Raw genomic sequence first — 15,373 nt, 5'->3', positions numbered from 1 at the left:
GATGTTGCTCAAGCCAGCGTTCCCCCATCCACGTTCAAGATGGCCCCGGTGATCTGCTTGGCCGCCGGGCTGGCCAGGAAAGCGACCGCGGCCGCGATGTCCTGCGCTTCACCGAAGTGCCCCAGCGGAATCAACGAGCGCTGCATGTCCGCGAACTCTCCCGAGGCCGGATTCATGTCGGTGTTGGTCGACCCCGGCTGCACCAGGTTCACCGTGATCTGGCGCGGGCCCAGTTCCCGCGCGAGGCCGCGCGTCAGTCCCTGCAGGGCGGACTTGGTCATGGCGTAGATGGTCACGCCCGGCACCAGGGCACGGTCGCCCAGGTTCGAACCGATGTTGATGACCCGGCCGCCGTCGCGCAGGTGCGCAATGGCGGCTTGCGCGGTCAGGATGGGGGCGCGCACGTTCACGTCCAGCAAGGCATCGATGTCCTCGAGACTGGCGTCGGCCACCAGGCCCTGGCGCGCGATGCCGGCATTGTTGACGACGATGTCCAGGCCGCCCAGAGCCTTGGCCGCGTCATCCACCGAACGTTTCACCGCCGCGGGGTCGGCGCTGTCGGCCTGGATCGCCACGGCCTTGCGGCCCAGTTTTTCGATCTGCCCGACGACCTCTGCAGCGCGTTCCGCCGAACGTTCATAGGTGATGGCGACGTTCGCGCCTTTTTCCGCCAGCGCCAGGGCGATGGCGGCGCCGATACCACGCGATGCGCCCGTGACGAGGGCGTGCTTGCCTGACAGTTCACTCATGATCTGATTTCTCCATTTATGTATCGAATGACACAAAAATGGTATGAGGGCGGCCCAATGCCTGTCAACAGATATTTGTATTGATCAATATAAATATCTGTTGGCAGCGCCAACGGTATTTGTCCTGGCTCTTTGGGGGATTTATAGTGGGATCGATGCAGAAATCAGACAAACCCGTCCAGCTCGATGCCAGCAACGCCAGCGCCCCGCGCGCGCGGGGCCGGCCGCGCGCGTTCGATCGCGAGGCGGCGCTGGCGCAGGCGACGCGCCTGTTCTGGACCAAGGGCTACGAGGCCACGTCGATCGCCGACCTGACCGATGCGATGGGCATCGGCTCGCCCAGCCTGTATGCGGCTTTCGGGTCCAAGGATGCGCTGTATGCCGAGGCCGTGCAGCATTACGAGCAGACCTATCGGGGCTTGGTGTGGGCGGGATTCGACGCCGCCAGGACGGCCCGGGAGGCGGTGTGGGCCTTGCTGCGGGATTCGGCTGCGGGGCTGACGGGCACTGTGCAGGATGTGCCCCAAGGCTGCATGGTGGCGCTGTCCACGGTCGATGGCGAGGCGCATGGCGAGCTGTGCGCGCTGCTGCGCACGGCGCGCGGCGGCACGCTGGTGCGCGTGACGGCACGCCTGAAGCAGGCCATCCAGGAAGGCGAGTTGCCGCCGGAGACGGATGTGCACGCGCTGGCGCGTTTCGTGCAGACGGTCCAGGGCGGCATGTCCATCCTGGCCCGCGACGGCGTCAGTGGCGACGAGCTGTACGCGGTGGCCGAAGTGGCCATGCTGGGCTTCGATGCCCGCACGGGCGGCAAGGCGCGCAAGTCCAGGAAGTGAGCCTGCGGGCCTGGCGCCTTGGCCGGCACCTCATTTGCTGCGCTTGACCATCCCCAGCAGGGTCTGCCGCAGTTCCTCTTTCGCCTGGTCTTCGGTGATGTCACCCAGCAGCGCGGCATCCGACAACGCATCGGCGGCACCCAGCATCGCCCACAGGCTGGCCGCCGGCACGCCGCTGGGGCCGGCGTAGGGCGCGAACCACGCCGCGCATTTCCCGATGAAGATCTGCAGATACTGCCGCTTGACCGCCGCCAGTTCCGGCGAGCCGCTGAGCGCGGCCAGCACGTCCTGGATCTCGCGGCCTTGCGTGAGCACGCAGTCGACATAGGCGGCAGCGACGACGCGCGCCTTGTCTTGCAGGGTGGGCTTGGCGGCGGCCACGGCGGCATCGAAGATGGCCGTCTGGCGCACGTCGTAATCCTCGTACAGCGCGGCCAGCAGGCCGTTGCGCGTGCCGAAGTGGTCATAGGCCACGGGCTTGGTGACGCCCGCGGCCTCGGCCAGGCGGCCCAGCGTGAGCGCGTCCGTGCCTTCCTCGCCGATCAGCGCCCATGAGACGTCCAGCAACTGGCGGGTGCGGGCTTCTCGGGTCAGGCGATGGCGCGGCGGCGTGGAAGAGGGCGAGGTCATGGGGGAATTGTCCCATTCCCCTTCAGGCCTGGGAAGCGGCGATGTCCTGGCCGACGATGTCCAACCCGATGCTGTGCGCCGTGTCCAGATGTGCGTCGGGATAGCCGGCATCGGAGGCCAGCAGCACGTGCGAGCCCAGCACGGGCGCGCCGCAGTAATCGAAGATGCCGTGGTCGATCTGCGTCTTCATGGCGGGGGCGTATCCGTGGCGGGTGAAGGTGCCTTCGTCGGCACCGCCGACCGCGACGAGGTGCACGCGCAGGCGTTGCAGCTTCTTCACGACCTTGCCGTCGTCGTTGTCCTCGTAGGCCCAGCCTGGCGAGAAGACGCGATCGATCCAGCCTTTCAACAGCGCGGGAAAGGACCACCAATAGATCGGGTAGACGAGGACCAGCGTATCGGCGCGGTCGATGCGCGCGTGCTCGGCGGCCACATCGGCGGGCGGCGCGGCCTGCTTCAGGAACAACGCCTGGTCCGCCAGGCTGAAGCGCGGGTCGAACCCTTCCGCGGCCAGGTCGGCGAACTCGGTGGTGTGCCCCGCATTGCTTGCCGTGATGCCTTGCGCGACGCGCCGGGCAATGGCGTGGGTGAGGGACGAGGGGTTGGGGTGGGCGACGACGATGAGGGTGTGCATGGCCGGTACTCCAATGGCAGGTCGGCAGCCCGTCGGCGGGATGCCGATGCGAGCTCGTACCTACCAACAGTAACCTACCTTTGGTAGTATGTCGATGCCAGCCCTGCTGCTGGCAATCAGAACGCGGGCAGGCGCCTTGCGACAGGTTGGGATTTGACGATGCTGCTGTGGGTTTCCGCCTTGTCGGTGATGCGTTCCAGGATGAAGTCCAGGTGTTCGATGGAGCGCAGGTGCAGGCGGATGATGAAGCAGTCTTCGCCGGTGACCTTGTCGCACTCGGAAAGCTCGGGAATGGTTTCCAGCAGCTTCTGCACGGCCTTCAGCTTGCCGGGCAGGGGCTTGACGCGAACGATGGCCTGCAGGGAATAGCCCAGGGCGCGCGTGTCGGCATCGACGGTGAAGGCGCGAATGACGCCGCGCTCTTCCAGCTTGCGCACGCGTTCCGAGGCGCCGGGGGCGGACAGGCCGATCTGCTCGGCCAGGGTCTTGATGGGCATGCGGGCATCGCGTTGCAGCAGCGTCAGGATGCTGTGATCGGTGTCGTCCAGTGGCATAGGAATATCTCCGTTTATGCCTTCAAAAAGAAAGTATTTTGGCGAAATGACTTAATTAATAATAGGTGAAATCCGCGATGGCAGGCATACATTGGGAGCCGTCCTGGTGGAGGCACTGCAATGAACGACAAGACGCGCGGCGCCGTGGAAATGACCACGGCCATGGTGATATCCGGAACGATAGGCTGGCTGGTGGTGCTGAGCGGCCGGCCCGTGACGGAGGTGGTGTTCTGGCGCTGCCTGTTCGGCGCCCTGACCCTGCTGCCGGTGTGCGCGGCACTGGGGCTGCTGCGCGCGGGCGTGATCAGCCGCCGGCAACTGGGGCTGGCGGCATTGGGAGGCGTGGCCATCGTGGCCAACTGGCTGCTGTTGTTCGCGGCCTATTCGCATGCCTCGATCTCGATTGCCACGGCGATCTACAACACGCAGCCTTTCATGCTGGTGGGGCTGGGCGCGCTGTTCCTGCATGAGCGGCCGACGTGGACGACGCTGGGCTGGCTGGGCCTGTCCTTCTCAGGGGTGTTGATGATCGTGCTGGCCAGGCCCGGGGCGGACGCGGGCGGCGCCCATCTGGTGGGCGTGCTCCTGGCGCTGGGGGCGGCGTTCTTCTATGCCGTGGCGGCGTTCGTCGCCAAGTCGCTGAAGGGGGTGCCGCCGCAGCTGATCGCCCTGGTGCAGCTCCTGGTGGGCACCTTGCTGCTCCTGCCCGCGGCCTGGCAGGGTGGGGTCGACCTTGCGCCCGCAGCCTGGACGCTGCTGCTCACGATGGGTGTGGTGCATACGGGACTCATGTACATCCTGCTGTATGGCGCGATCCAGAGACTGCCCACCACGCTGACTGGCGCGCTGTCGTTCATCTATCCGGTCGTGGCGTTCGGGGTGGACGCACTGGCTTTCGGGCGTCGGCTGGCGCCGGGGCAGATCCTGGGGGCGGCCGCCATTCTGCTGGCCGCTGCTGGCATGATGTCGGCTTGGACGGCACGGCGTCCGGGCGCTGCCAGGCAGGCTTGCCCGGCACCTGTCACGAAATGACTCGAGGAACCCTGACGATGAAGATGACCGGCATCCCTTTCAACACGACGGACTGGTCTGTCGTGCCCCGCACGGAACATTCCGCCGAGGCGGGCCAGGCGTTCTGGCGCACGCAGACCTTCGGCGATATTCGCGTCCGGATGGTGGAGTACACGCCGGGATATGTGTCGGATCACTGGTGCACCAAGGGACATGTACTGTTCTGCCTGGCCGGGGAGCTGGAAACGGAGCTGGAGGACGGCCGTCGTTTCACGTTGACGCCGGGCACGAGCTACCAGGTGGCCGATGGGGCGGAGCCGCATCGTTCTCGCGCGCCGAAGGGCGCGACCTTGTTCGTGGTGGATTGAGCCGCCCAGGTGTAGCCGCAGGCCAATCTTCGCAACATCTTGAGCATTGCCTTTGGCCGCCGGGCGGCTAGACTGCCTCGTGGTATCCAGATGGGGATACGCATGGGATCCGGGAATCATGCAACTTTTCGAGTGTCAGGCCTGTGGCCAGCGTCTCTATTTCGAGAACGAGCAATGTGAGCGTTGCGGCCACCTGTTGGGCTACCTGCCCGATGTGGGGGTGATGAGCGCGGTGCAGCCGGAAGGGGCCGCCTGGATTGCGCTGGCCCGGCCCGATGCCCGTTATCGCTTCTGCCGCAACTGGGAGCAGCACGGCTGCAACTGGATGGTGGACGCCGCGCAGGGTCAGGTGTTCTGCGTGGCCTGTCAGCACAACCGGACCATTCCCGATATTTCCCTGCCGGAAAACCACCTGAACTGGCAGAAGATCGAAGAGGCCAAGCGCCGGCTGGTGTACTCACTGATGCGCTTCGGCCTGCCGCACCCCTGCGATGGCAGCGGTGACCCCGAGCCCCTGGTGTTCGAGTTCCTGGCCGACGTGCCGGGCGGCCCGAAGGTGATGACCGGACACGATAACGGCGTCATCACCATTGCCTTGAAGGAAGCCGACGATGCCACGCGCGAGGCCGCGCGCGCCTCGATGGGCGAGCTGTACCGCACGCTGCTGGGGCATTTCCGCCATGAGGTCGGCCATTACTACTGGGACAGGCTGGTGCGTGATGGCGGCGAACTGGAATCCTTCCGCGCGCTGTTCGGCGACGACCGCCTGGATTACGGCGAGGCGCTGGCGCGGCACTACGAGCAGGGCGCGCCCGCCGACTGGCGCGAGCGCTACGTCAGCGCGTATGCCACGATGCATCCCTGGGAAGACTGGGCCGAAACCTGGGCGCACTATCTGCACATCGTCGATACGCTGGAAATGGCGGCGTCCTTCGGCGTGACCATCCAGCCCGAAGTGGGCGACGAGGCGGGTGTGGAAACACGCGTCACCTTCGATCCCTATCGGGCGCGCAATGTGCAGACCTTGCTGGACGCCTGGCTGCCCTTGACCTATGCGGTCAACAGCCTGAACCGTGCGATGGGCCAGCCGGATCTCTATCCTTTCGTGATCGCGCCCGCGGTGGCGGAGAAGCTGGCGTATGTGCACCGCCTGGTGCATCGGGCCAGGACGGTGCGATAAGGGCGCGCGCCGCCACCCGCCGGGCAACACGGCAAACAGATCCACCGGCCCGGCCAGATAATCATCCAGCACCGACGACAGCTGTCCGGACGCCAGATGAAAAACACGCCCCGCGCGAGGCGGGGCGTGTTGCGTCCGATCTGGAAGGAAGGCGCAGGGCAGAGCCGGCGGGTCATTTTCCGGCCCGGCGTTCTCCAGATAGGCGCCTGACCACGCGCAGCAGTTGGTCGATTTCGTCGTAGGTGTTGTAGAACGCGAGCGACGGCCTGACGGTCGTTTCCACGCCGAAGCGCCTCAGGATGGGTTGTGCGCAATGATGGCCGGTGCGCACGGCGATGCCTTCCTCGTTCAATGCCTGGCCGACCTCCTCGGTGCTGTATCCCGCCAGCACGAAGGACATCACGCTGGCCTTGTCGGCCGCGGTGCCGATCAACCGGACGCCGGGGATCTCGCCCAGGCCGGCCATGCCGTGCACGAGCAGGTCGTGCTCGTACCGCGCGATGTTCTCGATGCCGACGCGGTTGACGTAATCGATGGCTGCGCCCAGTCCGACCGCGTCCGCGATATTGCCCGTGCCTGCCTCGAAGGTGTTGGGAATGGGCTGGAAGACCGTTTTCTCGAAGGTGACGTCGGCGATCATGTTGCCGCCGCCTTGCCAGGGCGGCATGTCTTCCAGTACCGCGCGCTTGCCCCAGACCACGCCAATGCCGGTGGGGCCGAAGACCTTGTGGCCGGAGAACACGAAAAAGTCGGCGCCGATGTCCTGCACGTCAATGCGCATGTGCGAGACCGACTGCGCGCCGTCGATGAGCACCTTGGCGCCGGCGCGGTGCGCGAGCTCGGTGATTTCCTTGACGGGCGTCACGGTTCCCAGCGCATTGGAAACCTGCGTGACCGCGACGATCCGGGTGCGGTCGTTGAGCAGCTTGCGGTATTCCTCCAGCAGGATCTGGCCTGAATCGTCGACGGGAATCACGCGCAGCGTCGCGCCCTTGAGCGATGCCAACTGCTGCCAGGGAACGATGTTGGCGTGATGCTCCAGGTGCGAGACGACGATCTCGTCCCCTTCGCCGACATGCCGGTCCCCCCAGCTCTTCGCGACCAGATTGATGGCTTCGGTCGTGCCCCGCACGAATATGACTTCGTTCACGTCGGGCGCATTGAGGAATTGGCGTACCCGCTCCCTGGCGCCTTCATACGCATCGGTGGCGCGTGCGGCCAGGGCGTGCGCCGCGCGATGGATGTTCGAGTTTTCGTGCGCGTAGAAGTGAGCGATGCGATCGATGACCGATTGCGGCTTGTGGGTGGTGGCGGCGTTGTCGAACCACACCAGCTGCCGGCCGTTGACGCGCTCCTGCAGGATCGGGAAGTCGCGGCGGATGGCATGTATGTCGAACGGCGGATGCCGCGCCGGTCCGACCGAGGGCGTGGCGTGGGCGTGCTGCTTGGGCGGCGCCACGTCGCCGCTGGGCGGGACGAGGGGGTCGAGGAAATAGAACGATGGCGGGGGCGCGTCGGGAACGGACGCTGCCGCGGGTGGAGAGGTTGGCGCTGCGGGGTGGCCGTGCCGCGGGTCCAGGAAGTAGTAGGGGGCCGTGTCTTGCGGATCGTCGTGCGTGGGCGCCGTCACCGGCGGGATGCCGGTGACGGCGCTGCCGTACCGGGGTTCATAGGCGGGCAGCACGCTGAACACCGTGTCCGGTACGCCGTTGCCGGCTTGCGCGTGAGGCAGCAGGGCAGGTGCCCGGTTGGCCAATGAAGGCAAGGGGCTGGGCGAGGCCGGCAGCAGGTTGGCACCTGGCGCCAGCCCTTGGGGAATGGGCGTGCCGGGCACGCCCGGGCCCAGCCCGGCGGGACTGACCAGCGGCGAACCGGGCGGCGCCACATTGACCGGTGCCTGCACGCCGGGCGGCACGGCGGCGTGCGCCGCGATCTCGGGCCGGGCCTGGCGTTGGTCCGCGGCCGAGGTGCCGGATTCCCGTGGGATGTCGGCCACGGGTGCGCCGGGCGGCGCGGAGAAGAACGCCGTGGCCAGGCGGGCCAGGGCACGCGGGTCGATGGGGGCGTCCGGCGCGGCGGGAAGCCCCGCCGGCAGTGCCGCGTCGCGGGAGTAGACGTCGAGACTCATCGCTCGGCCTTACTTGTAGGTATCGGGATAGTCGTGGTACTTGCCGATCTCCACGTCGTCCAGGACCGCGAGCGCATCGGTCGTGAGCACGGCCAGCGAGCAGTAGAGCGAGATCAGGTAGGACGCGATGGCATGGTTGTTGATGCCCATGAAGCGCACCGACAGGCCGGGGCTTTGTTCTCCCGAGAGGCCTGGCTGGTACAGGCCCACCACGCCCTGCCGCTTGTCACCGACACGCAGCAGCAGGATCTTGCTTTTGCCGTCCGCCACCGGCACCTTGTCGGAAGGAATGAGCGGGATACCCCGCCATGTGATGAATTGCGAACCGAAGAGGCTGACGGTGGGCGGGGGCGTGCCGCGTCGGGTGGCTTCGCGGCCAAACGCCGCGATCGCCTGGGGGTGGGTCAGGAAGAACGCCGGCTCTTTCCAGACCTTGGTCAGCAATTCGTCGAGATCGTCGGGCGTGGGGGCGCCGGTCAGCGGGAAGATGCGTTGCTCGTCAGTGACTTGTGCCAGCAAACCATAATCCGGGTTGTTGATGAGCTCGCTCTCCTGGTTCTCCTTGATCGTTTCGATCGTCAGGCGCAATTGCTCCTTGATCTGGTCGTGCGGGCTGCTGTAGAGATCAGAGATGCGGGTATGCACGTCCAGCACCGTACTGACCGAATTCAGGAAGTATTCGCGAGGGGCCTCTTCGTAGTCGACGTAGGTGCGCGGCAGCTGGTTTTCCTCTTCGCGCGCGGTGCAGGTGACCTTGATGCTTTCGGGGTTCTTGACCTTGTTCAGCCGATAGATGCCAGCCTCGACCGGGACCCATTGCAGCAGGTGCGTCAGCCAGCGCGGGCTGATTGTCTCGAGCTGCGGGACGGTCTTGGTGGCGTTGGCTAGCTGGCGTGCCGCGTTGTCGCCCAGGGCGACGGTTCCGCCCACTGTTGCACTCATGTTTCTCTCCGAATGAACGAACTGTGTTGAAGGTCAGGCGGCGGGCCGGAAGGAGGTCAGGCCGAGGCCAGCGTGGCTGGCGCGGCGTGCTCGGCAGTCGATTTCGGGGTACTGCGCAGGGAGGCTTGCGTGATGGTGGTGCCGGGCGCCACGTCTTCGGTGATCCAGACGTTGCCGCCGATGATGGCGCCTCGTCCCAGCGTGATGTGGCCAAGGATCGTGGCGCCTGCGTAGATGACCACCTCGTCCTCGACCGTCGGATGGCGCGCCAATCCTTTCTCCAGGGCGCCATCCGCACCCACGGGAAAGCGCTTCGCACCCAGCGTCACCGCTTGGTAGATGCGCACGCGCTGGCCGATGCGGGCGGTTTCCCCGATGACGACGCCGGTGCCGTGGTCGATGAAAAGGCCGGGGCCGATGGTCGCACCGGGGTGGATGTCGATACCGGTTTCGCTGTGCGCGAGTTCTGCCACGATGCGTGCCAGTAGCGGCAGGCCTTCCTGGTACAGCTGATGCGCGATGCGATGATGGATGAGCGCCAGGACGCCGGGATAGCACAGCAGGACTTCGTCCACGCTGCGCGCCGCCGGATCGCCCTGGTAGGCAGCCAGCACGTCGCTGTCCAGTAGCTCGCGCAGGCGCGGGAGCGCGGCTGCGAACGCGGCCACGCTGGCATGTGCCTGGCGTTCCACCTGGGCGATATCGGGGTCATCCCGCCGGGCCACGTAACGCAGCTCCAGGGCCGCCTGTTCCTGCAGGGCCTGCAGCGCGGTGCTCAGGGTGTAGCCGACATAGAAATTCTCGCTCTCGTGGCGCATGTCCTGCGGCCCCAGGCGCATGGGGAACAGCGCTCCCTTGAGCTGGCCGGCGATTCGCGCCAGGGCGTCGCGAGAGGGAAATTCCCGGGCGTCTGGATGGCGAGCCCGATGCTGCGCATCACGCCAATTGCTGCGGATGTCATTCAGGGCGTGGACGATGGGGGCAATGTCGAAGTTGGCCATGGCAAGCGGGATGCGGAAAACCTGGACGAGCGCGGTCACGGAGGGATGTTTCCGTGGCCGGCTACCGGTAGGGAAAAGGGCGGGACGACGTCCCGGATGTCAGTCCTGCACCCAGGGCAGGCCGTGCAGGCGCCAGCCATCCTGGCGGCCGCGTTGCTGGTTGGCGTCGAGTTCTCCCTCGAAGCCTTCCTGCACGTTGAAGACGTGGGTAAAACCCGCCTTTGCGGCGGCTTCGGCAGCCAGGTGGGAGCGTTTGCCGCTGCGGCACAGCAGCAGGATCACGGCTTCCTTGCCGCCTGCCTTGGCCACCTTGGCTTCCAGTTCACGGACGAATCTTGGGTTGCGGGTCAGGCTGGTGCCGGTCGCCCAGGGCACGTGCAGGCTGTCCGGCACATGCCCGACGAACTTGCGTTCCTCGGCGGTGCGCACGTCCACCAGCACGGCATGGCCTTCCTTCGCGAGTTGCCAGGCGAGTATCGGCTCGACGCTGCCCGAGTAGGGCAGATGCGCGTGATCGCTGCGGACCTGTTCGAGAAGGGCAGGCAGACTGACTTCGGGCACTGTATAGCTCATGGACGACTCCGGGCGGCGACACCCTGTTCTGGATACTCGTCAATCTAGGGCGGCAGGCCGGGATGGTGAACAAATAAGTAGTCGATAGGAAAGAACCCACGGGCATATGTGTTTGTCACATAAGAGCGAGAGGCATAAGGGCGAGAGGCGGGCAAGGCTTGCCGCAAGCCGCGATCTGCCTGACGCCGCGAGTCATGCATTGACGGGCGCCTGGCCCCGTCGTTTTGCCGCATCCCGGTCCTGCGCGGGCGGGGCGCCGAACATCCGCCTGAATTCCCGCGAGAACTGCGAGGCGCTTTCATATCCCACCGCGAAGGCCGCGCTGCTGGCTGCCACGCCCTCGGCCTGCATCAAGCGGCGCGCCTCGATCAGGCGCAGCTGTTTCTGGAATTGCAGCGGCGACAGCGAGGTGATCCGGCGGAAATGCTGGTGGAAGGAAGAGGGGCTCATGTCGGCCGCCGCCGCCAGTTCCTCCACCGTGATTGCGCGGGCGAAGTCCGTTCGCAGCACGGCGACCGCGCGCGCCACGCGCCGCGTGTGGCCTGCGGGCCAGCCCAGGCGGCGGATGGCGGCGCCGTGGCGGCCGGCCAGCAGCCAGTAGTGCAGTTCGCGCACGCGCTGGGTGTGCAGCACCGGGATCGAGGCGGGGTGGTCCAGCAGGCGCATCAGCCGCAGGGCGGCATCGGCCACTTCCGCGTCGGTGGGGGCGCTGCGCACCGGCGGGGCGTCGTCGTCGACGGCATCCTGCATCTGCGGGGCCAGTTCGGCGATCACGGACGGGTCCAGTTCCAGCACCACGGAGCAATAGGGGGCCTGCGTGATCTGGCTGACGGTCGGCACGTCGGCCGTGATGAGCAATGAGTCGCCGGCGCCGAAGCTGACGGTGTGCGCGCCCATGCTGACCTGCTTGCGGCCCTGCAGGACCAGGCAAAGCAATGGCTGCGAAATGGCGTGGGCCAGCTCGGATGGGGCATGGGCGCGGATGGTGGTCAGCCCAGGAATGGGCGTGCGGGCCAGTCCCTCGTCGTTGGCGTGCATGTCCGCGTGACGCTGCACGGTAGCCAGCAGGGTGTCGGTCGAGCGTGTCGTGTTCATGTCCGCCATCCTAGGGCGAGGACAGCCAGTGTGCGCCGGGTTTGGAGGAATAGGCAAGGATCGCCGAGCTTCGGGCAGCGACGCAAGCGGCCTGCGTGCGCAGAATGCCTGTCATCGATTCAGTCCTTGAATCCGACCCTCCCCCGACACGCAAAGGAGTTCCCCCATGAGCAAGATCGCCATCGTGACCGGCGCCAGCCGCGGCCTGGGCCGCAATACCGCCCTCGCCATCGCCCGCCAGGGCGGCGACGTGATCGTCACCTATCAGCGCCGCCGCGACGAGGCCGATGCCGTCGTGGCCGAGATCCAGGAGTCGGGCCGCCAGGCGCTGGCCTTCCAGCTGGATGCGGGCGACGCCGCCAGCTTCGGCGCCTTCGCCGGACGCCTGCGCGAGGCGCTGCGCCAGACCTGGGGGCGCGAGACCTTCGATCACCTGGTCAACAACGCTGGCCACGGCGACTATGCCCTGATCGCGGATACGACCGAGGCGCAGTTCGACGCGCTGGTGAACGTGCACTTCAAGGGCGTGTTCTTCCTGACCCAGACGCTGCTGCCGCTGCTGGCCGATGGCGGACGCATCGTGAACCTGTCCTCGGGCCTGACGCGCATGTCGTATCCGGGCTATGGCGCCTATGCGGCGGTGAAGGCGGCGGTGGAAATGCTGACGGTGTACCTGGCCAAGGAGCTGGGCGCACGCGGCATTGCCGTGAATACGGTGGCGCCGGGCGCCATCGAGACCGATTTCGGTGGCGGCGCGGTGCGCGACAACGCGGACCTGAACCGCCAGTTCGCGGCCCTGACCGCCTTGGGCCGGGTGGGCCTGCCGGATGACATCGGGCCGATGATCGCGCGGCTGTTGTCAGAGGACAATCGTTGGGTGAATGCGCAGCGCATCGAGGTGTCGGGCGGGCAGAACATCTGAGTTCATGCGCCGCCGTCCCGGGCCAGGCTGGCTGCCCGGCCCAGGGCATGCGCGATGTCGCGCACGCAAGCCTCGTGCGCGGAGGCGTCGCCGCTGCGCAGCGCATAGGACGGATGCCAGGTGGCCACCAGCCAGCCTTGTTCGAGCGGGATGGCCTGGCCCAGGTGGTCTTTCAAGGCGGCATCCCTGCCCAGCACCGCCCGCAGCGCGGTTGCCCCCAGCGTCACGACGACAGCGGGCCGCAGACGCGCCAGTTCCGCATCCAGCCAGTGCGCACAGGCCTCGACCTCGCGTTGCGCGGGCGTCTTGTGCAGGCGCCGCTTGCCGCGCGGTTCCCACTTGAAGTGCTTCACGGCGTTGGTCAGATAGAGGCTGTCGCGCGCAACGCCCGCCCGGCGCAAGGCCTCGTCCAGCACCTGTCCGGCAGGACCGATGAAAGGCAGGCCCGCCAGGTCTTCGTGGTCGCCGGGCTGTTCGCCGATGACGACGATGCGCGCGGATGCCGGGCCGCTGCCGGGCACCGCCTGCGTGGTGTCGCGCCAGAGTTCGCAGCGCCGGCATTGGTCCAGCGACGTGGGGACCGGCCGTTGCGGTTGGGCGATGTGGGCCTCCACGGCAATGGGTTTGCCGGCCATGATGCCCACGCCGCTGGCCTGGCCCGTGCGCTGCGCGCCGTTGCGGGCATCGGCGATCATTTGGGGAATCAGCTCGCCTTCGGGCAGGCCCTTCCAGAAGCGCACGGGCATGCGCTGTTCGAGCGCCGTGGTGTTCAGGCGCGCGGGATTGAAGATGCTTTGGTAGTACGTGAGCCAGAGCGGTTCGATGGCGTCGTCGCGTGTGTCGGCCTGCCACGCGGCCGCGTCCGCTGGCGTGTCCGTCAGCCGCAATGCCTGGCCATCCCACAGCGCCGCGCCTTGCGGCGTGCCGATGCACCACGTGGATTTCCCCATGCGGTCGGCGAAATGCCCGGCGGCATAGGGCAGGACATCGTGCTCGGGTTCGTACCACGCCAGGTATTCGGGCGGGCTGGCCGCGCCCCGGCTGCGGAAGCGCACATAGGCGATCATGTCGTGCTTGGCCCGCCGCACCGCCTTGGCCATGGTGGCCAGGCGGGCGCCGTCCTGGTCGGCGGGCGAGGCCACGCTGCGGTCGCCTTGCTGCCAGCGCCACAGCACCTTGTAGAGAAACGCCCAGCGGTCGGCCGAGCGGAACAGGGCGGCGTCCTGCAGCAGCGCGGCGAGATCCCTGGAGATGCGCGGGCGAACGGAAGCGGGCATGGCGGCGCTGCCGGCGGTTTCGGCGGTTTCGGCGGGCGTGTCCAGGGGAAGCTGCAGCGCGGCGGGCGCCGAGGGCAGGCGCGAGACCCAGTTCAGGCTTTCTGGTGGCCAGTGGTGGGACAGTGCCTGCAGCGCCAGGCGCCGCCACTGTGGGTAGCCGCCGTCCACCACCAGCTCGGGCGTGACGGTTGGCATCACAGCAGCGACAGTTGCCGTGGCGCGGGCGTGTGCGCCAGCCGCAGCGCCTCGGAGGATGCCTCGCCCAGCCCTGGCCGATAGTCCTGCACCACGATGAACGGCTTCACCTTGTCCATGGCGCAGCGCAGGCGGATGAGGTCCTGATACCGGATGGCGCGCAGCCGGCGCAATTCGGCGAGGCGCGTGGCGTTGCGCATGCCGATGCCGGGCACGCGCGAGATCAGGTGCTGCGGGGCCCGATTCAGGTCGACGGGGAACTGGTCGCGGTGCGCCAGCGCCCACGCGTGCTTGGGGTCGATGTCCAGCGGCAGGGCGCCGCTGTCCTGGAACAGTTCCTCGGCGCGAAAACCGTAACCGCGCAACAGGAAATCGGCCTGGTACAGCCTGTGCTCGCGCAGCAGCGGGGGCGCCTTCGCGGGCAGGGCGGACGGGCTGTCGGGAATGGGGCTGAAGGCGGAGTAATAGACGCGCTTCAGGTGATAGGCGCCATACAGCGATTGGGCGGTCTGCAGCACGGTGCGGTCGTCCGCGTCGTCGGCGCCCACGATCATCTGCGTGCTCTGGCCCGCGGGCGCGCTGGGCTTGCGATTCTCGCGCGCGTCTTCCTGCGCCAGTCGGATGGACCCCATGGCGCGGCGGATGGTGTGGACGCTTTTCTCGGGCGCCAGCCGTTGCAGGCCGCCGTCGGTGGGCAGCTCGATGTTCACGCTGAGGCGGTCCGCATACTGGCCGGCCAGCGTGACGAGCCGCGGGTCGGCGTCAGGGATGGTCTTCAGGTGGATGTAGCCGCGGAACAGATGGTCTTCGCGCAAGGCGCGCGCCACTTCGACCAGCTGCTCCATGGTGTAGTCGGCGCTGCGGATGATGCCGGAACTGAGGAACAGGCCGTCGATGTAGTTGCGGCGGTAGAAGTCCAGCGTCAGGTCCACCACTTCCGTGGGGGCGAAGCGCGCGCGCGGCACGTTGCTGGAGCGGCGGTTGACGCAGTATTGGCAGTCGTAGAGGCAGAAATTGGTGAGCAGGATCTTCAGCAGCGACACGCAGCGCCCGTCGGGCGTGAAGCTGTGGCAGATGCCGGCGCCCGTGCTGGCGCCCAGGCCGTCGCGGCCGCGCGAGCTGCGCTTGGGCGCCGCGCTGCTGGCGCAGGAGGCGTCGTACTTGGCTGCGTCAGCCAGGATCTCGAGCTTGGTCTGCAATTCCATGGCCACATCATACTGTATAAATACACAGTATGATGTGGCCTGGGGGCAGCGGTGGGACGCGCCCTGAAGATGG

The 15,373-nt window shown here is 67.1% G+C and carries 16 protein-coding genes; 5 read left to right on the top strand and 11 right to left on the bottom strand.

Annotated elements, in window-relative coordinates; translation table 11 throughout:
- Positions 1–8 precede the first annotated feature (8 nt).
- A complete protein-coding gene (locus tag ODI_RS13545) occupies positions 9–749 on the bottom strand; it encodes an SDR family NAD(P)-dependent oxidoreductase (protein ID WP_067751246.1) in 741 nt (246 codons plus the stop codon).
- A gap of 155 nt (positions 750–904) precedes the next feature.
- Here ODI_RS13545 and ODI_RS13540 point away from each other — a divergent pair, with 155 nt between their 5' ends.
- On the top strand, positions 905–1,585 hold the full coding sequence (locus ODI_RS13540) for a TetR/AcrR family transcriptional regulator (protein WP_067751244.1): 681 nt from the start codon (positions 905–907) through the stop codon (positions 1,583–1,585).
- A 30-nt stretch (positions 1,586–1,615) separates the two neighbouring features.
- Here the strand turns inward: ODI_RS13540 and ODI_RS13535 are convergent, their stop codons facing one another.
- From ODI_RS13535 to ODI_RS13525, 3 genes are all read right to left on the bottom strand, one after another.
- Entirely contained in the window at positions 1,616–2,215 is a 600-nt protein-coding gene (locus ODI_RS13535; RefSeq protein WP_067751242.1) for a TetR/AcrR family transcriptional regulator, read from the bottom strand.
- A 22-nt stretch (positions 2,216–2,237) separates the two neighbouring features.
- Positions 2,238–2,849 carry an NAD(P)H-dependent oxidoreductase gene (locus ODI_RS13530; RefSeq protein WP_067751240.1) on the bottom strand — a complete coding sequence of 204 codons (612 nt, stop codon included), beginning with the start codon at positions 2,847–2,849 and terminating at the stop codon, positions 2,238–2,240.
- 116 nt (positions 2,850–2,965) lie between these two features.
- The gene (locus ODI_RS13525) at positions 2,966–3,403 is read right to left on the bottom strand and encodes an Lrp/AsnC family transcriptional regulator (RefSeq protein WP_067751238.1); all 438 of its coding nucleotides are present in this window, start codon (positions 3,401–3,403) and stop codon (positions 2,966–2,968) included.
- Positions 3,404–3,523: 120 nt separating this feature from the next.
- Between ODI_RS13525 and ODI_RS13520 the strand changes: the two genes are divergently transcribed.
- The 3 genes from ODI_RS13520 (at position 3,524) to ODI_RS13510 (ending at position 5,962) form a co-directional block, all read left to right on the top strand.
- Entirely contained in the window at positions 3,524–4,435 is a 912-nt protein-coding gene (locus ODI_RS13520) for a DMT family transporter (RefSeq protein WP_067751236.1), read from the top strand.
- A 17-nt stretch (positions 4,436–4,452) separates the two neighbouring features.
- Positions 4,453–4,782: a DHCW motif cupin fold protein gene (locus ODI_RS13515; protein WP_067751233.1), complete on the top strand. Its 330-nt coding sequence runs from the start codon at positions 4,453–4,455 to the stop codon at positions 4,780–4,782.
- A 118-nt stretch (positions 4,783–4,900) separates the two neighbouring features.
- Positions 4,901–5,962, top strand: coding sequence for a zinc-binding metallopeptidase family protein (locus tag ODI_RS13510; RefSeq protein WP_067751230.1), 1,062 nt, complete (start codon positions 4,901–4,903; stop codon positions 5,960–5,962).
- A 172-nt stretch (positions 5,963–6,134) separates the two neighbouring features.
- Here ODI_RS13510 and ODI_RS13505 read toward each other — a convergent pair whose 3' ends face one another.
- From ODI_RS13505 to ODI_RS13485, 5 genes are all read right to left on the bottom strand, one after another.
- Positions 6,135–8,090, bottom strand: coding sequence for a family 2A encapsulin nanocompartment cargo protein cysteine desulfurase (locus ODI_RS13505; RefSeq protein WP_067751228.1), 1,956 nt, complete (start codon positions 8,088–8,090; stop codon positions 6,135–6,137).
- Between the two features lie 9 nt (positions 8,091–8,099).
- Positions 8,100–9,032 (bottom strand): family 2A encapsulin nanocompartment shell protein, encoded by a 933-nt coding sequence (locus tag ODI_RS13500; RefSeq protein ID WP_067751225.1) that lies wholly within the window; start codon positions 9,030–9,032, stop codon positions 8,100–8,102.
- A 56-nt stretch (positions 9,033–9,088) separates the two neighbouring features.
- Positions 9,089–10,033 carry a serine O-acetyltransferase EpsC gene (gene epsC / locus ODI_RS13495; RefSeq protein ID WP_067751906.1) on the bottom strand — a complete coding sequence of 315 codons (945 nt, stop codon included), beginning with the start codon at positions 10,031–10,033 and terminating at the stop codon, positions 9,089–9,091.
- A gap of 99 nt (positions 10,034–10,132) precedes the next feature.
- Complete coding sequence (locus ODI_RS13490; RefSeq protein ID WP_067751223.1) at positions 10,133–10,606, bottom strand: rhodanese-like domain-containing protein; 474 nt, start codon at positions 10,604–10,606, stop codon at positions 10,133–10,135.
- A gap of 192 nt (positions 10,607–10,798) precedes the next feature.
- Entirely contained in the window at positions 10,799–11,701 is a 903-nt protein-coding gene (locus tag ODI_RS13485; RefSeq protein WP_067751220.1) for an AraC family transcriptional regulator, read from the bottom strand.
- A gap of 166 nt (positions 11,702–11,867) precedes the next feature.
- Between ODI_RS13485 and ODI_RS13480 the strand changes: the two genes are divergently transcribed.
- Positions 11,868–12,623, top strand: a complete 756-nt coding sequence (locus tag ODI_RS13480; protein WP_067751218.1) for an SDR family NAD(P)-dependent oxidoreductase — start codon at positions 11,868–11,870, stop codon at positions 12,621–12,623.
- Positions 12,624–12,625: 2 nt separating this feature from the next.
- Here ODI_RS13480 and ODI_RS13475 read toward each other — a convergent pair whose 3' ends face one another.
- Together ODI_RS13475 and ODI_RS13470 are read right to left on the bottom strand one after the other, a co-directional pair.
- Positions 12,626–14,095 carry a UdgX family uracil-DNA binding protein gene (locus ODI_RS13475; RefSeq protein ID WP_067751215.1) on the bottom strand — a complete coding sequence of 490 codons (1,470 nt, stop codon included), beginning with the start codon at positions 14,093–14,095 and terminating at the stop codon, positions 12,626–12,628.
- Positions 14,095–15,300, bottom strand: coding sequence for a putative DNA modification/repair radical SAM protein (locus ODI_RS13470; protein ID WP_067751213.1), 1,206 nt, complete (start codon positions 15,298–15,300; stop codon positions 14,095–14,097). The genes ODI_RS13475 and ODI_RS13470 overlap by 1 nt, the downstream gene beginning before the upstream one ends.
- Positions 15,301–15,373: the final 73 nt, after the last annotated feature.

Origin of the sequence: Orrella dioscoreae (assembly GCF_900089455.2) — a bacterium.
Lineage (GTDB): Bacteria > Pseudomonadota > Gammaproteobacteria > Burkholderiales > Burkholderiaceae_B > Orrella > Orrella dioscoreae.
This window is presented reverse-complemented; position numbering and strand designations above follow the sequence as displayed.

Excerpts from the sequence above, each read along its gene's own strand:
- epsC (WP_067751906.1), bottom strand. The coding sequence starts at position 10,033 with ATGGCCAACTTCGACATTGCCCCCATCGTCCACGCCCTGAATGACATC.
- ODI_RS13480 (WP_067751218.1), top strand. The coding sequence starts at position 11,868 with ATGAGCAAGATCGCCATCGTGACCGGCGCCAGCCGCGGCCTGGGCCGC.
- ODI_RS13485 (WP_067751220.1), bottom strand. The coding sequence starts at position 11,701 with ATGAACACGACACGCTCGACCGACACCCTGCTGGCTACCGTGCAGCGT.
- ODI_RS13545 (WP_067751246.1), bottom strand. The coding sequence starts at position 749 with ATGAGTGAACTGTCAGGCAAGCACGCCCTCGTCACGGGCGCATCGCGT.
- ODI_RS13510 (WP_067751230.1), top strand. The coding sequence starts at position 4,901 with ATGCAACTTTTCGAGTGTCAGGCCTGTGGCCAGCGTCTCTATTTCGAG.
- ODI_RS13520 (WP_067751236.1), top strand. The coding sequence starts at position 3,524 with ATGAACGACAAGACGCGCGGCGCCGTGGAAATGACCACGGCCATGGTG.
- ODI_RS13515 (WP_067751233.1), top strand. The coding sequence starts at position 4,453 with ATGAAGATGACCGGCATCCCTTTCAACACGACGGACTGGTCTGTCGTG.
- ODI_RS13535 (WP_067751242.1), bottom strand. The coding sequence starts at position 2,215 with ATGACCTCGCCCTCTTCCACGCCGCCGCGCCATCGCCTGACCCGAGAA.
- ODI_RS13500 (WP_067751225.1), bottom strand. The coding sequence starts at position 9,032 with ATGAGTGCAACAGTGGGCGGAACCGTCGCCCTGGGCGACAACGCGGCA.
- ODI_RS13470 (WP_067751213.1), bottom strand. The coding sequence starts at position 15,300 with ATGGAATTGCAGACCAAGCTCGAGATCCTGGCTGACGCAGCCAAGTAC.
- ODI_RS13490 (WP_067751223.1), bottom strand. The coding sequence starts at position 10,606 with ATGAGCTATACAGTGCCCGAAGTCAGTCTGCCTGCCCTTCTCGAACAG.
- ODI_RS13530 (WP_067751240.1), bottom strand. The coding sequence starts at position 2,849 with ATGCACACCCTCATCGTCGTCGCCCACCCCAACCCCTCGTCCCTCACC.
- ODI_RS13540 (WP_067751244.1), top strand. The coding sequence starts at position 905 with ATGCAGAAATCAGACAAACCCGTCCAGCTCGATGCCAGCAACGCCAGC.
- ODI_RS13505 (WP_067751228.1), bottom strand. The coding sequence starts at position 8,090 with ATGAGTCTCGACGTCTACTCCCGCGACGCGGCACTGCCGGCGGGGCTT.
- ODI_RS13475 (WP_067751215.1), bottom strand. The coding sequence starts at position 14,095 with ATGCCAACCGTCACGCCCGAGCTGGTGGTGGACGGCGGCTACCCACAG.
- ODI_RS13525 (WP_067751238.1), bottom strand. The coding sequence starts at position 3,403 with ATGCCACTGGACGACACCGATCACAGCATCCTGACGCTGCTGCAACGC.